The following is a 14,518-nucleotide window of genomic DNA, read 5'->3' on the forward strand; positions in this document are numbered from 1 at the left end:
CAATAGGGTTAAAGGGTTAAACAGCCTGGGCCGCGTGCAGTCCGGCAATGGCGGCCTCGTCGCGGCCCAGCTCGCGCAGGATGGTGTCGGTGTGCTGGCCGACGGCCGGGATGGCGTCCATCCGGTAGTCAAAGCTGCTGTTGCGGCCCGGCGGCAGCAGCGCAGGAATGTCACCCGCCGGTGAACCCACGTTTTGCCAGCGCTCGCGCGCCTTGAGCTGCGGGTGCGCCCAGACCTCGGCCATGCTGTTCATGCGGGCATTGGCAATCTGCGCTTCGTCCAGCCGTGCCACGACCTGGGCGGTGCCGAGCTCGGCAAAGGCGGCCAGGATGATGGCCTTGAGCGCATCGCGGTTTTCGTTGCGACGGGCGTTGCTGTCAAAGCGCGGGTCGGTGGCCAGCGCGGCGTTCTGCAGCACGACCTCGCAAAACACTTTCCATTCGCGCTCGTTCTGCAGGCCCAGCATCACCGTGCCGCCGTCACCGGCCTGGAACGGGCCGTAGGGGTAGATGCTGGCATGCGAGGCGGCGGTGCGCGGCGGCGGCGGGGCGCCTTCAAAGGCGTAATACAGCGGGTAGCCCATCCATTCGGCCAGTGATTCGAGCATGGACACGTCGATGTGCGAGCCCTTGCCGGTCCCACCCCGTTTATCGCGCAGCAGCAGCGCCGCCAGCACGCTGGTGTAGGCGTACATGCCGGCGGCGATGTCGGCCATCGAGTTGCCGGCCTTGGACGGCTCCTCGGCCGTGCCGGTGATCGACAGTAGGCCGGCCTCGCTCTGGATCAACAGGTCGTAGGCTTTCTTGTCCCGGTAGGGGCCGTCTTCGCCGTAGCCCGAGATGTCGCAGACGATCAGGCCGGGATGGTCCTGGCTGAGCGCTTCATAGCCCAGCCCCATGCGCGCGGTGGCGCCGGGCGCGAGGTTTTGCACCAGCACGTCGGCCTTGGCCAGCAATGCCTTCAGCACGGCCAGCGCCGCGGGCTGCTTGAGGTCCAGCGTGAGGCTTTCCTTGGAGCGGTTGGTCCAGACAAAGTGCGAGGCCTGGCCACGCACACGCTGGTCATAGGCGCGCGCAAAGTCGCCCACGCCGGGGCGTTCGATCTTGATCACGCGGGCGCCGAGGTCGGCCAGCTGGCGGGTGCAGAACGGCGCGGCGATCGCGTGTTCGAGGGAAACGACAGTGATGCCGTCAAGCGGTCGGGGCATGGATGTCTCCGGAAATCAGAAAGAGCTTCAGAAGGAGCGGGGCAGGCCCAGCAGGTGCTCGGCCACGTAGCTCAGGATCAGGTTGGTCGAGATCGGCGCCACCTGGTACAGGCGCGTCTCGCGGAACTTGCGCTCCACGTCGTATTCGTTGGCAAAACCGAAACCGCCGTGGAACTGGATGCAGGCATTGGCCGCCTCCCAGCTCGCCTTGGCCGCCAGGTACTTGGCCATGTTCGCCTCTGCGCCGCAGGGCTGGCCGGCATCGAACAGCGCACAGGCCCTGTAGCGCATCAGGTTGGCGGCCTCGACCTCGATGTAGGCCTCGGCAATCGGGAACTGCACGCCCTGGTTCTGGCCGATCGGGCGGCCGAACACCACGCGCTCGCCCACATATTTGGTGACCCGGTCGAGAAACCAGTAGCCGTCGCCGATGCACTCGGCGGCGATCAGCGTGCGCTCGGCATTCAGTCCGTCCAGGATGTACTTGAAGCCCAGCCCTTCCTGGCCGATCAGGTTCTCTTCGGGGATTTCCAGGTTCTCGAAAAAAAGTTCGTTGGTCTCGTGGTTCACCATGTTGGGAATAGGCCGCACCGTCATGCCGGATTTCTCGGCCTGGCGCAGGTCGACCATGAAGATCGACATGCCCTCGGATTTTTTCTTGACCTCGGCCAGCGCTGTGGTGCGCGCCAGCAGGATCATCCAGTCGGAGTGCTGCACGCGCGAGATCCAGACCTTCTGGCCGTTGATCACGTAGCGGTCGCCCTTCTTGATGGCCGTGGTCTTGATCTTGGTGGTGTCGGTGCCGGTGCTGGGCTCGGTCACGCCCATCGACTGCAACCGCCATTCGCCGCTGGCGATCTTGGGCAGGTACAGCTCCTTTTGCGCCGTGGAGCCGTGGCGCAGCAGCGTGCCCATGTTGTACATCTGGCCGTGGCAGGCGCCGGAGTTGCCGCCGGAGCGGTTGATCTCTTCCATGATCACCGAGGCCTCGGCCAGGCCCAGGCCGGAGCCGCCATATTCGCCGGGGATCAGCGCGGCCAGCCAGCCGGCCTTGGTCAGCGCATCGACAAAGGCCTCGGGGTAGGCGCGCTGCTCGTCGATCTTGCGGTGGTATTCGTCCGGGAACTCGGCGCACAGTGCGCGCACGGCATCGCGGATGTCCTGGTATTGGTCGGTGGCGGTCTTGATCATGGCGGTCGTAGGGTGTTTGGTTGGAGGGCTGTTCAGGCGAGTTCGGCGGTGCCCTGCATGGTGAGCCAGCCGTCGTGGTCGGCGGCCCAGAGCTTCACGGTCTTGCCATCGGCCGAGGGCTGGCCATGCAGGCGGAACGGATGCAGGTCAAAGGTGGGCCGCACCGCCTTGAAGGAAAAGCTTTTGACAAAGGCATCCGGCACATGGCGGCGCACCAGGTCCACCAGCAGCGTCGCAATCAGCGGGCCGTGCACGATCAGGCCGGGGTAGCCCTCGACTTCGGTCACATACTTGCGGTCGTAGTGGATGCGGTGGCCGTTGAAGGTCAGCGCCGAATAGCGAAACAGCAGCACGTCGTCGGGCACGATCTCGCGCTGCCAGTCCGCGCCCTGCTCCGCCGCCACCGGGGGCGGCACCGGGTCACCGGGCTGCGGGTTGGCGCGGTAGACGATGTCGTGTTCCTCGGTCAGTGCCAGGCCTCGGGCGTTGTGCAGCTCATGCCTGACCAGCACGAACAGCAGGTCGCCGGTGCGGCCGGCCTTGTGCGTCACGGACTCGATGCGCGAGACGCGCCGGGCCGCCTCGCCCACCACCAGCGGGTTGCCCGGCTGCCAGTTGAGGCGGCCGCCGGCCCACATGCGGCGCGGCAGCGGCACCGGCGGCAGGAAGCCGCCGCGCTTCGCATGGCCGTCCGGGCCGATCTCGCTCTGGCGATGCTGCGGCAAAAAATACAGCCAGTGCCACAGCGGGGGCAGCGCCGTGCCGGGTACGGGCGGTGCATCGTCGCGGTCCAGCGTGGCCGAGAGCGCGCGGACCGGCGCGGCGGTGATGTCGTCGGCCAGGGTTTCGGTCTTGCCGACCCAGCCTTGCAGATGGGCCAGGGTGGCGGCGTCGAGGGTGCGGATGTCAGTGCTCATGATCGCTTCAGGGTGAGATTGGAGTTCAGGGTTTGGAGTTCATCGTTTAGAGCCGCGAACAAAACCCTCCTGGCGTCGTTGTGCCGCCTTGCCGTGCTACAGCACTGTCTGCGGCGGCACGCCTAGCCAGGACCGCTGCGCTGGGTTTTGTTAGCGGCTCTTAGTGTTCATCGCCCGTTCGGCAGGCGGGTCAATCGACCGAGGCGCCGGAGGACTTGACGATGCGCGCCCATTTGGCGATGTCGTCGTTGAGCAGCGCGGCGAACTGCTCCGGCGTCACCGGCCGCTCGGACGGGCCCGCCAGTTCCACGCCCTGCTGCTCCAGCTTGTCGCGCAGGTCTTTGGCGGCCAGCGCTTTGGCCATGCCGTCCTGCAGCCGGGCCAGCACGTCCGGCGGCACGCCGGCGGGGGCGAACAGGCCGATCCACAGCGTGCCGTTGTAGCCGGGCACGGTTTCGGCAATGGTCGGCACATCGGGCAGCACCGGCGAGCGGTTGGCGCCGCTGACGGCCAGCGCACGCAGCTTGCCTGCCTTGATGTGCGACAGCGCCGATGGCAGGCTGGCAAACAGCATGGGCAGTTGCCCGCCCAGCACGTCGTTCAGCGCCGGGGCCACGCCCTTGTAGGGCACATGCTGCAGGTTGATGCCGGCCATGCTGCCCAGCATTTCGCCGAGCAGGTGGTTCAGCGTGCCGTTGCCGGCCGAGGCGTACTGGTACTGGCCCGGCTTGCCCTTGGCCAGCGCGGCCAGTTCGGCGACCGACTTCGCCGGAAACGAAGGGTGCACCAGCAGCACATTGGGCACGGCGCCAATCAGGCTGACGGGTTTGAAATCGCGGACCGGATCGAAACCGGCATTCTTGTAGAGCGCCGGGTTGATGGCCTGGCTGCTGCTGATGGTCATGAGCAGGGTGTAGCCGTCTTTCGGCGCCTTGGCCGCCGCCTGGGTGCCGATGTTCCCGCCGGCGCCGGGGCGATTCTCCACGACGGCCGGGCTGTTCAGCACCTCGCCGAGCTTTTGGCTCACCAGCCGGCCCACGATGTCGTTGGTGCCGCCGGCGGCCTGGGGCACGATCATGACGATGGGGCGGTTCGGGTAGGGCGACTGGGCAAGCACCGCGGTACCGGGGATCAGCACCGCGCACAGGCTGGCGGCGAAAACCCGACGACTCAATTTCTTGCTCAGCAGAAGACGATGCATGCTTTGAACTCCATTGTGGGGTCACTGATGGTCGCTGTAGCCGTGCCTCAATGCAATCACTGATTTTCAAACCAAGGCTTCGGATTTATTGAAGGCTTGCAGCGTTTGCGCTAGCATGGTGCGATGAAATTCGACCTCACGGATCTGCGGCTGTTTGTGATGGTGGCGGACGAGGGCAGCCTGACGCGGGCGGCCCAGCGCCAGCATCTGTCACTGGCGGCGGCCAGCAGCCGCATCAAGTCGCTGGAAACCCAGGCGGGCCAGCCCCTGCTGTACCGCGAAGCCCGTGGCGTGCGCCTGACGCCGCCCGGCGAAGCGTTCTTGCACCACGCCCGGGGGGTGCTGCGCCAGGTGGACCAGTTGCGTGTCGACCTGCAGGAGTACGGGGGCGGCCTGCGCGGCCATGTGCGGGTTTTCGCCAACACCACCGCGGTGACGGATTTCCTGCCGGAAATCCTGCCCGGCTTCCTCGCGGACAACCCCCGCGTGAATGTGGACCTTCAGGAAAAACCGAACGCTGAGATCGCCAAGGGCGTGCTGGACGGCCGTGCCGACATCGGCATTGTGGCCGGCAGGGTCGATACGCTGGGGCTGCAGGCCATCCACTTCAGCACCGACCGCCTGGTGCTGGTCACGTCGCGCCAGCACCGCTTTGCCGGGCGCAAGACCATTGCCTTTGCCGAGACACTGGACGAAGACGCGGTGGGCATGCACCACGGCAGCACGCTGCAGACTTTTTTGGCCACGGTGACGGAGTCGCTGGGCAAGCCGCTCAAGCTGCGCATCCAGCTGACCAGCTTCGATGCGATGTGCCGCATGATAGGCAGCGGTGTGGGCATCGGCATCGTGCCGGAGTCGGCGGCCCGGCGCAACCGGGACACGATGAACCTGGCGCTGATCGAGCTCACCGACGAGTGGAGCGTGCGCGAGCGCTACATCCTCGTGCGCGACCAGGCCGCCTTGCCGGCCTACGCCCAGGCCTTGATCGACACCCTGTGCGCGCATTACCGCGGCTGACGCGGCTGACGCGGCCTCAGTCGGGCAGCACGGCCGTCACTTCAATCTCGACCCGCGCACGCGCCTCCACCAGCCCGGCCACCTGCACGCAGGTCATGGCCGGAAAGTTTTTGCCCATGATTTCGCGGTAGACACCGCCGAGCGCCCTGAGGCTGGCCACATACTCGTCGCGGTCCACCACGTACCAGGTCATGCGGACCATGTGCTCGGGCCCGGCGCCGCCGGCCTTCAGAACGTCTGCAATGTTTTGCAGCGTCTGGCGCGTCTGCGCGACAAAATCATCGCTTTCAAACTCCTGTTGGGCATTCCAGCCGATCTGGCCGCCGACGAACAGCAGCGCGCCGCGCGCGAGAATGCCGTTGGCGTAGCCCTTGGGCTCGGCCCAGTCGGGCGGTTGGATTTTGGTGATCATGTGGTCTCCGGGGATGTTTTCAGGTAGGGCAGCAGGGCGTTGCGCAGGGCGTCGGGAATGGGCACCGGCTTGCCGTGCGGGACTTCCGAATACACCACGACGCCATGGGCCCTGACCCGAAGGCTGCTGCCCCCGGGGGCGGACGGCTCGCCGTGAATTTCATAGTGCATGCCCACGCTGGCGTTGCCGACTTTGGTCAGCTCCAGCGTCATTGTGAGCTGGTCGCCGTGGCGGCACATGCCCAGGAATTCGGTTTTCAGGTCCACGATGGGCACGCCCGCGCCGCCGGCGATCAGGACGTGTTCGGGAAAGCCGATGTGGTTCAGAAAATCCTCCTGCACCTCATGCAGCAGGTAGAAAAACTGCGGGTAAAAAACAATTCCCGCCGGGTCGCAGTGGTGAAACCGGACCTGCTTTTGCGTCGTGAATTTCATGGTTGACGTAGTTTGAAACGTTGCAGTTTGCCGGTTTCGGTCCGCGGCAGGCTGCCCACGAATTCGATCTGGCGCGGGTACTTGAAGGGCGCCAGCGTGGCCTTGACGTGGTCCTGCAGGCTCTTGACCAGGGTCTCGCCAGCCTCGTGGCCGGGCCTTAGCACCACAAAGGCCTTGACGATCATGCCGCGCTCCTCGTCGGGCAGGCCGATCACGCCGCACTCGGCCACGGCCGGGTGCTTGAGCAGCGCGTCTTCCACCTCGGGGCCGCCCACGTTGTAGCCCGACGTGATGATCATGTCGTCGGCGCGGGCCTGGTAGAAGAAGTAGCCGTCATCGTCCTGCACAAAGGCATCGCCGGGGTAGTTCCAGCCGTCCTTGACATACTTCGCCTGGCGCGCATCGTCCAGGTATTTGCAGCCGGTCGGCCCCATGACCGCCAGCTTGCCGACGGTGCCATGCGGCACTTCCGCACCCTGGTCGTCGACCACCTTGGCGGTGTAGCCCGGCACCACCTTGCCGATGGCGCCGCGCCGCACCTCGTCGCCTGCGGACGAAATGAAAATGTGGAACATCTCGGTCGCGCCTATCCCGTCGACCATTTCAATGCCGGTGGCGTCCTTCCAGAGCTGGCGTGTGGCGTCCGGCAGGCCCTCGCCCGCACTCACGCAGATGCGCAGGCTGGGCACGCCGAGCTGCTTGGCAAACGGCGCCATCTGGCGGTAAAAGGTGGGCGCGGTGTAGCACAGGGTGGCACCGATCTGGTTCATCAGCCTGACCATGACCTCGGGTGTGTAGGCCACGCTGGGGTAGTACACCGAGGCGCCAGCCCACATCGGGAAGATCAGCATGCCGCCCAGCCCGAAGGTGAAGGCCAGCGGGGGCGATCCCATCACGATGTCGTCAGGCCTGGCCTTGAGCACATGGCGCGGCCAGGCTTCGCAGGCGGCGAGCACATCGCGGTGCGTGTGCACGGCGGCCTTGGGCTTGCCGGTGGTGCCGGACGTGAAGGCCATCATCGCAATGTCGTCGGCCGCCGTCGGGCAGGGCGTGAATTGGCCGTCTTTCTGTGCGGAAAGGACCGCTAGCGAACCGGGCTCGTTCATGAGGTTGAACGGCACGATGGTGCCGAGCAGGCCGCCCTGATCCCTGGCGGCCTGCAATTCCTGCAGCAGGCTGGCATCGCACAGTGCCAGCGATGGCCGGGCCTTGTCGATGATCTCGCCGAGCTCCTTGGCGCGCAGCAGCGGCATGGTCGCCACCGCCACCAGCCCGGCCTGCACGACACCCAGCCACGCCAGGGCCATGCCGATGGAGTTGCCGCCGCGCAGCAGCACGCGGTTGCCCGGCACGAGGTGAAAGTCTTCCGTCAGCACCTGGGCGATCCGGTTGACGCGCTCCAGTGCGTCGGCATAGCTCAGGGTGATCCGGTCCGAGCGCAGGAAGGGCTTGTCGGCATGTCCTTGCGCCCTGGCCCGGGAGAACAGCACGTCCACCAGATTGGCCTGGTCGGGAATACGCAGTTCGGGCAAGGGGTAGAGCAGTTTTGGCCACTGGTCGGGCGGTGGCAGGCGGTCGCGCACGAAGCAGTCGGTCTGCGCAGAGGACGCCTTCGAATCCGGTGCGTGTGTGGGCGTATTCATGATTGCAACACCGCCTTGCCGATGATGAGTTGCTGGACCTCGGTGGCGCCTTCGTAAATGCGTAGAGAGCGGATGTCGCGGTACAGGCTTTCCACCTTGCTGCCCACCTTCACGCCCTGGCCGCCGTGCATCTGCAGTGCCATGTCGATCACCCGCTGCGCGTTTTCGGTGGCCGTCATTTTGGCCATCGCGGCAGCCACGGTGCGGTCCCGGCGGCCTTCGGCCTCCGTGGTGGCGGTGATGGCAGTGGTGGTGGCGTTGTCCGGACGCGCGCCCGGATCGTTGTGATGGTCGCGCATCCAGGCGGCGCGGTAGGTCAGCAGCGCCGCTGCGTCCACCAGGGCCGCCATCTCGCCGAGTTTGGCCTGGGTCAACTGAAAATCCGCCAGCGTCTGCCCGAACATCTTGCGCGCCCGGGCAAACTGCACCGCCTCCGCGAGGGCGCGGCGCGCCATGCCCAGCGCGGCGCCGGCCACCGACGCCCGAAAGATGTCCAGCGTCTGCATGGCTAGCTTGAAGCCGCCGTGCAGCGTGCCCAGCTGCGCGCTGTCGGCCAGCCTGCAATGGGTGAAATTCAGTGTGGCCAGCGGGTGGGGCGAGATCACCGCGATCGCCTCGCTGCTGTCCAGGCCCTGCGTCGGGGCATCGACGATGAAGGCCGTGATGCCGCGCGTGCCTGCGCCGGGGTCGGTCTTGGCAAAGGTGACATAAAAATCAGCGATGCCGCCGTTGCTGATCCAGGTCTTGCTGCCGTTGAGGGCCCATCCGTCATCCGTGTGGGTGGCGCTCGTTTGCATGGCGCCCACGTCGGAGCCGGCCTCGGCTTCGCTCAGCGCAAAGGCGGCGATTTTTTCGCCGCGGGCTACCTGCGGCAGGTAGGCGGCTTGTTGCTCGGGTGAGCCGGCCAGCGTGATGGCGCCGCTGCCCAGCCCCTGCATGGCAAACGCGAAGTCGGCCAGCGGCGAGTGGAAGGCCAGCATCTCGCGCAAGATGACCAGGGCCCGGGAGTCGAGCTGGTCGAGTGCGCCGCCCAGCACGCCGTCTTTGCCCGCGGGCACGCAGTAGCGCAGCCACTGGTGCTCGCCCAGCAGCCGGACCCACTCCCGGCAGGCCTGGCGGTCATCACGCTCGTCGATGTGCTGGTGGGGGATCCAGTCGGCCAGCCGCCGGCCGAGGTCGCGGTGCGCGCCGTCAAAAAACGGCAGTGCCAGATGTGCTGTCGTCGGGTTCATGCTGAAAACATCCTTGTGACTGTGGACTGTGCCCGGCGTTCAATCGCCCTGGAACACCGGTTTTTGTTTGGCCGCAAAGGCTTCGTAGGCGCGCGTGAAGTCGCCGGTCTGCATGCAGATGGCCTGTGCCTGGGCTTCGGCTTCTATCGCCTGGTCCAGCGTCATGGCCCATTCCTGGTGCAGCATGGTTTTGGTCATGCCGTGCGCAAAGGTCGGGCCGCTGGCCAGTTCGTGCGCCAGCTTGTGGGCCTGGGCCAGGACCTCGCCGGGCTCATGCAGGGCATTGAAAAAGCCCCACTGCAGGCCTTCCTGGGCGTTCATGGCGCGGCCGGTGAACAGCAGCTCGGAGGCGCGGCCCTGGCCGATCAGGCGCGGCAGCAGGGCGCACGCGCCCATGTCTGCGCCCGCCAGGCCGACACGGGTGAACAGGAAGGCGGTCTTCGCCTGCGCGGTGCCCAGCCGCAGGTCGGCCGCCAGCGCCATCATGGCGCCGGCCCCGGCGCAGATACCGTCAATCGCCGCGATGACGGGCTGCGGGCACAGCCGCATCGCCTTGATCAGGTCGCCGGTCATGCGCGTGAACTCCAGCAGTTCGGGCATGGTCATTTTGGTCAGCGGGCCAATGATCTCGTGCACATCGCCGCCCGAGCAGAAATTGCCCCCTGCGCCGGTGAGCACCACGGCTTTCACATCAGTGGCGCGGTTCAGTGCATGGAACAAATCGCGCAGTTCGGCGTAGGAGTCAAACGTCAGCGGGTTTTTGCGCTCAGGGCGGTTCAGCGTCAGCGTCGCCACGCCGGCGTCGAAGGCGTAGGCAAAGTGCCGGGCCTGGTAAGTGGCCAGCGCATCGAACTGCGCGTGCATGGGGTTGGCGGGGACTATGTAGTGTTTCATGCGGTTTCCAGTTTGTTTTCGTTTTGCTGCATATGGTGGTGCTTGACCTTGCCCAGCAGCTTGTGGAGCGATTCGACTTCACGCGGCGACAGGGTTTCAAAGGCCGCCACAATCCAGGCCTCGTGCTGGCGCGCCATCTCGTCAAACAGCTTGCGCCCGCGCGGCGTCAGGCGCACGCGGTAGGCACGGCGGTCGCCTTCAACGTCCACACGTTCCACCAGCCCCTCCTGCACCAACTGGTCGGTGATGCCGGTGACGTTGCCGCCGGTCACCATCATGCGGCGCGATAGCTCGTTCATCTTCAGGCCCTCGGGGCTGCGCTCGAGCTGGGCCATCAGGTCAAACCTCGGGAGCGTGGTGTCGAATTGCTCCCGCAACTGGGTACGCACCTGTTTTTCCACCAGCTGGGTGCAGGTCAGCAGGCGCAGCCAGAGCCGCAGGGCTTCGGGGTGTTCGCTGTGGCCTCGTGCTTCCATGTCCATAGAGCCATTCCTTTTTGTTTTGCTGTTTTCCTGAGAGCCGCCTGCCTTGGTCATGACTGGGCCGCAAGCGCTTGCTGCTTTGAGATTTCACGGTAAAGCTGATCCCGGCCGCTGAGGTACTGTTTGGGCCAGTCCACGGCCTGGCTTTGCAGCTTGGCGGCTTCGTGCAGTGTCCAGGCCGGATCGGCCAGGTGCGGTCGGGCCAGCGCGCACAGGTCGGCCCGGCCGGCGGCAATGATGCTGTTGACATGGTCGACTTCGGAAATCGCACCCACCGCAATGGTCTGTATGCCGACCTCGTTGCGGATGCGGTCGGCAAACGGCGTCTGGTACATGCGGCCATACACCGGTTTGGCCTGGCGCGTGGTTTGGCCCGAGGACACGTCGATCACATCGCAGCCCGCGTCCTTGAACAACCGGGCCACCACGATCGCGTCGTCGGGCGTGTTGCCGCCAGGCGCCCAGTCGTGCGCGGAAATGCGCACGCTCATGGGCAGGTGTGCGGGCCAGACCGCGCGCATGGCGCGAAACACCTCCAGTGGGTAGCGGCAGCGGTTTTCGATGTTGCCGCCGTACTCGTCGCTGCGCAGATTGGTCAGCGGCGTGATGAAGGCCGACAACAGGTAGCCGTGCGCGCAGTGCAGTTCCAGCCAGTCGAAGCCGGCGGCGGCGGCGCGCCGGGTGGCGTCCACAAATTGCTGCTTGAGCGCTTCCATGTGCGTGTGCGTCATGGCCTGCGGCGTCTGGTTGCGCTCGCCATAGGGCACGGCGCTGGCCGACACCACCGGCCAGTTGGCATGCGGCCCCCCTGCGGGCAGCGGTTCATCCATCTCTTCCCAGCCCACCTGGGTCGAGCCCTTGGGGCCGCTGTGGCCGAGCTGCATGCCGATTTTGGCCGTGCTCTGGCCGTGCACGAAATCCACAATCCGCTTGAAGGCGGCCGTTTGCTCGTCGTTCCACAGACCGGTGCAGGCCGGAGTGATGCGGCCCTCGGGATTCGGGCTGGTCATCTCCACCATCACCATGGCGGCACCGCCGAGCGCGCGCGCGCCCAGGTGCACCAGGTGGAAGTCTTGCGGCACACCGTCAATGGCGCTGTAGGTTGCCATCGGCGAGCACACAATGCGGTTCTTGAGCTCGGTGCCGCGCACCTTGAACGGCGTCAGCATGGGCGGAATCACCGGGCCGCCCGACAGCCAGGATTCATAGCTTTCGATCCATTTTGCATCGCGCAGCCGCAGGTTCTCGTGGCTGATGCGCTGCGAGCGGGTCAGCAGCGAATAGGCGAACTGCTCGATCTCCATGCTGCTGTAGCGGTTGACGTTCTCGAACCACTCGGTGGAGTTGCGCGCCGCGTTCTGGATTTTCAGCACCTCGACGCTGCGCCGTGCCTCATAAGCCTGCAGTACCTCGTCCATGCCGTGGCCGGTGTTGAATTCCTCAGCGCTCGCGCTGAATTCATTCGCCAGATCGATCGCGTCCTCGAGCGCCAGTTTGGTGCCGCTGCCAATCGAGAAATGCGCGGTATGCGCGGCGTCGCCCATGAGCACAATGGGCACGCGCTTTCCTTCCACGGTTTCATGGTGCACCCAGCGTTCGCACACCACGCGCGGAAACCGGATCCAGATGGCCGAGCCGCGCACATGCGTGGCATTGTTCATCAGGGCATTGCCGTCCAGGTATTTGGCAAACAGGCGCTCGCAAAAGGCGATGCCGTCTTCCTGGCTCATCTGGTCCAGGCCATGGGCCTTCCAGACGGCTTCCGGGGTTTCGACGATGAAGGTCGAGGTGTTCTCGTCAAACTTGTAGGCATGCGCGGCAAACCAGCCGTGCTCGGTTTTCTCGAAGGCGAAGGTGAAGGCGTCGAAGGTCTTGCGCGTACCCAGCCAGACGAAGCGGCAGGCGCGCAACTCGACATCGGGCTGGAAGGTTTCCGCGTAGCGGTTGCGGATGCGGCTGTTCAGCCCGTCGCTGGCCACCACCAGGTCGGCCTGGTACTGCGCGGCAATCGCCTGGTCGTCCTGCACATCGGTTTCAAACACCAGCTCAACACCCAGCGCCAGGCAGCGCTCTTGCAGGATATTGAGCAGGCGCTTGCGGCCGATGCCGCAAAAACCATGGCCGCCCGAGCGCACGCTGCGGCCCTTGAAGAACACCTCGACATCGTCCCAGTGGTTGAAGGCGTCGCCAATCAGCTGCGCGCTGACCGGGTCGGCCACCCGCAGATTGCCCAGCGTCTGGTCTGACAGCACCACGCCCCAGCCGAAGGTGTCAAACGGGCGGTTGCGCTCGACCACGGTCACCTGGTGTGCCGGGTTTTGCAGCTTCATCAACAAGGCGAAATACAGACCTGCGGGGCCGCCGCCAAGACAAAGGATGTGCATGAATGTGTGCTCGCTCGATTAATCTGACCTTAATTGTTTAGGTTTAAAGTAAATTCGTCAAGCGGTTTTTCACCGGCCGGCCACGGCGCTTTTCCGGCCAGCCAAAAGCCAATTGAAGCCAAATGAGGTCAGGGCTCCCAACCTCAGGGGCGTGTCGAGGCGTTTCAGGGCGCCTGAAAGCCCGCGGCGCGGTACGTGAGCACCAGCGTGTCCCGGTAGCCGTCTTCCGCGGGGCCATCGCCCGGCAGGATGGGTGTGGTTTCGTGAATGACGCGTGCGTCGTCCAGCAGCAGGGTGGTCAGGGGTTCCTGCATGACAAAGCGTACGCCGTCCGGGCCATTCGCGTCAAACACCCGGGTTTCCCCGCCTTTGACGCCGTGGCGGGCTACCAGCAGCACCACCACAAAGTCCACGCCATCGCGGTGAGCGCCTTCCGGCGTCGGGCGTCCGACGCCGCCGGCGGTGTCGATGCGGAACTGGTGGGCCTCGATATACCACCGCGGCACCGGCCGGACCTGGGCAAACAGCTTTCCCAGGCTGGCCAGCAAATCAGTCCAGGCGGGCGCCTCGGCCACAGCTGGTTCCACCGGCTCGAACCAGCGCTCGAAGCCGCCATGCAAGGCGTTGTAGTCGGTGGGCTGCCAGTGGGCGCGGTGCGGTACCTGCGTGAGCGCGCCACCGGGCAGTTCCTGGACAAAGCAGGCATGCCGGCGCTTGCGGTAATGCCCGCCGTCCTTGAGGTGGGCGTCGGGCGGCAAGCGGTTCCAGGAGTCGGTCAGCTGGTGCCAGCCCTGCCTCCATGCGGGGCTGTCGAGGTGCAGGCTGGTGGTGAGGCCGGCCGGGTAGAGCAGGCTCAGGCCATCCTGGCGAAGGGCCTGATCCGCGGGTTTTTGAACGGTGGCGATATTGAACATGCTGGCTATTTTGCTTTACCGTGCGCCCAGATGCAGCGCAGGGGTTTGCTGGAGCCGGAAGCGGTGCGCAGAGCAGGGCCGAAAGGCGATTTCAAAAATGAGCAAAAAGAGGTGAACCCTCGCTGCAGACAGGGGTCAAAAAGCTGCTCATAATGAAGGTGCTGTTTATCAGAGGAGTCTTTCATGCTGTACAAATTCAAATCCAAAGATGCCGGCAACGTGATCATGCTGGAGCCCAATGGCCGCCGCGTTCTTGAAATCATCGGCAAGCACGCCGGGCCCAAGGGCATCATCCTGCCCGAGGAGATGCCCGCGGCGATTGAGGCGCTCAAGGCGGCCATTGCGCTGGAATATGCAGGCGATGAACAGGTCGGTACCGTGCCGGGCGATGGGCTGGGCCTGCATCAGCGCGCCCTGCCTTTCATCGACATGCTCGAGCGCAACCACAAGGCCGGCCACGAAGTGGTCTGGGGCGTGTAAAGACTGCGGAAAAGGTTGCGATAAAGGCTGCGGCCCTGCGCCGGTTCCTCCCGCCAAAAAGCCCCGGTGACGGGGCTTTTTTGCGCGCTGGACGTGCAGGCAGTGCTGCA

Annotated in this window: 15 protein-coding genes; 2 read left to right on the plus strand and 13 right to left on the minus strand. The window is 65.4% G+C overall.

Annotated features, from left to right (window positions below):
- Positions 1 to 16: 16 nt before the first annotated feature.
- The 4 genes from AC1DUR_RS06790 to AC1DUR_RS06805 all read right to left on the minus strand — a co-directional run bounded on the left by AC1DUR_RS06790 (position 17) and on the right by AC1DUR_RS06805 (position 4,516).
- Positions 17 to 1,207 carry a CaiB/BaiF CoA transferase family protein gene (locus AC1DUR_RS06790; protein WP_477718976.1) on the minus strand — a complete coding sequence of 397 codons (1,191 nt, stop codon included), beginning with the start codon at positions 1,205 to 1,207 and terminating at the stop codon, positions 17 to 19.
- A gap of 27 nt (positions 1,208 to 1,234) precedes the next feature.
- Positions 1,235 to 2,398, minus strand: a complete 1,164-nt coding sequence (locus tag AC1DUR_RS06795) for an acyl-CoA dehydrogenase family protein (RefSeq protein ID WP_477718977.1) — start codon at positions 2,396 to 2,398, stop codon at positions 1,235 to 1,237.
- A 32-nt stretch (positions 2,399 to 2,430) separates the two neighbouring features.
- A complete protein-coding gene (locus AC1DUR_RS06800) occupies positions 2,431 to 3,315 on the minus strand; it encodes an HTD2 family dehydratase (protein ID WP_477718978.1) in 885 nt (294 codons plus the stop codon).
- 190 nt (positions 3,316 to 3,505) lie between these two features.
- Entirely contained in the window at positions 3,506 to 4,516 is a 1,011-nt protein-coding gene (locus AC1DUR_RS06805; RefSeq protein WP_477718979.1) for a Bug family tripartite tricarboxylate transporter substrate binding protein, read from the minus strand.
- A 123-nt stretch (positions 4,517 to 4,639) separates the two neighbouring features.
- Between AC1DUR_RS06805 and AC1DUR_RS06810 the strand changes: the two genes are divergently transcribed.
- Positions 4,640 to 5,533 carry a LysR substrate-binding domain-containing protein gene (locus AC1DUR_RS06810; RefSeq protein ID WP_477718980.1) on the plus strand — a complete coding sequence of 298 codons (894 nt, stop codon included), beginning with the start codon at positions 4,640 to 4,642 and terminating at the stop codon, positions 5,531 to 5,533.
- A 16-nt stretch (positions 5,534 to 5,549) separates the two neighbouring features.
- Here the strand turns inward: AC1DUR_RS06810 and AC1DUR_RS06815 are convergent, their stop codons facing one another.
- From AC1DUR_RS06815 to AC1DUR_RS06855, 9 genes are all read right to left on the minus strand, one after another.
- On the minus strand, positions 5,550 to 5,945 hold the full coding sequence (locus tag AC1DUR_RS06815; RefSeq protein WP_477718981.1) for a RidA family protein: 396 nt from the start codon (positions 5,943 to 5,945) through the stop codon (positions 5,550 to 5,552).
- Positions 5,942 to 6,379: an acyl-CoA thioesterase gene (locus tag AC1DUR_RS06820; protein ID WP_477718982.1), complete on the minus strand. Its 438-nt coding sequence runs from the start codon at positions 6,377 to 6,379 to the stop codon at positions 5,942 to 5,944. The genes AC1DUR_RS06815 and AC1DUR_RS06820 overlap by 4 nt, the downstream gene beginning before the upstream one ends.
- The gene (locus tag AC1DUR_RS06825) at positions 6,376 to 8,022 is read right to left on the minus strand and encodes an AMP-binding protein (RefSeq protein ID WP_477718983.1); all 1,647 of its coding nucleotides are present in this window, start codon (positions 8,020 to 8,022) and stop codon (positions 6,376 to 6,378) included. Before AC1DUR_RS06825 ends, AC1DUR_RS06820 begins: the two co-directional genes overlap by 4 nt.
- Positions 8,019 to 9,254, minus strand: coding sequence for an acyl-CoA dehydrogenase family protein (locus tag AC1DUR_RS06830; RefSeq protein ID WP_477718984.1), 1,236 nt, complete (start codon positions 9,252 to 9,254; stop codon positions 8,019 to 8,021). Before AC1DUR_RS06830 ends, AC1DUR_RS06825 begins: the two co-directional genes overlap by 4 nt.
- Before the next feature lie 39 nt (positions 9,255 to 9,293).
- The gene (locus tag AC1DUR_RS06835; RefSeq protein WP_477718985.1) at positions 9,294 to 10,148 is read right to left on the minus strand and encodes an enoyl-CoA hydratase family protein; all 855 of its coding nucleotides are present in this window, start codon (positions 10,146 to 10,148) and stop codon (positions 9,294 to 9,296) included.
- On the minus strand, positions 10,145 to 10,630 hold the full coding sequence (locus AC1DUR_RS06840; protein WP_477718986.1) for a MarR family winged helix-turn-helix transcriptional regulator: 486 nt from the start codon (positions 10,628 to 10,630) through the stop codon (positions 10,145 to 10,147). The genes AC1DUR_RS06835 and AC1DUR_RS06840 overlap by 4 nt, the downstream gene beginning before the upstream one ends.
- 50 nt (positions 10,631 to 10,680) lie before the next feature.
- Positions 10,681 to 13,014 (minus strand): bifunctional salicylyl-CoA 5-hydroxylase/oxidoreductase, encoded by a 2,334-nt coding sequence (locus AC1DUR_RS06845; RefSeq protein WP_477718987.1) that lies wholly within the window; start codon positions 13,012 to 13,014, stop codon positions 10,681 to 10,683.
- Positions 13,015 to 13,178: 164 nt separating this feature from the next.
- Positions 13,179 to 13,928, minus strand: coding sequence for a 2OG-Fe dioxygenase family protein (locus tag AC1DUR_RS06850; RefSeq protein ID WP_477718988.1), 750 nt, complete (start codon positions 13,926 to 13,928; stop codon positions 13,179 to 13,181).
- A 5-nt stretch (positions 13,929 to 13,933) separates the two neighbouring features.
- Complete coding sequence (locus AC1DUR_RS06855; protein WP_477718989.1) at positions 13,934 to 14,113, minus strand: hypothetical protein; 180 nt, start codon at positions 14,111 to 14,113, stop codon at positions 13,934 to 13,936.
- Here AC1DUR_RS06855 and AC1DUR_RS06860 point away from each other — a divergent pair.
- On the plus strand, positions 14,112 to 14,408 hold the full coding sequence (locus AC1DUR_RS06860; RefSeq protein ID WP_477718990.1) for a DUF1840 domain-containing protein: 297 nt from the start codon (positions 14,112 to 14,114) through the stop codon (positions 14,406 to 14,408). The two genes, AC1DUR_RS06855 and AC1DUR_RS06860, sit on opposite strands and share 2 nt — an antisense overlap.
- The last annotated feature ends 110 nt before the right edge of the window (positions 14,409 to 14,518 follow it).

This window comes from Polaromonas sp. P4_F4 (assembly GCF_056401355.1).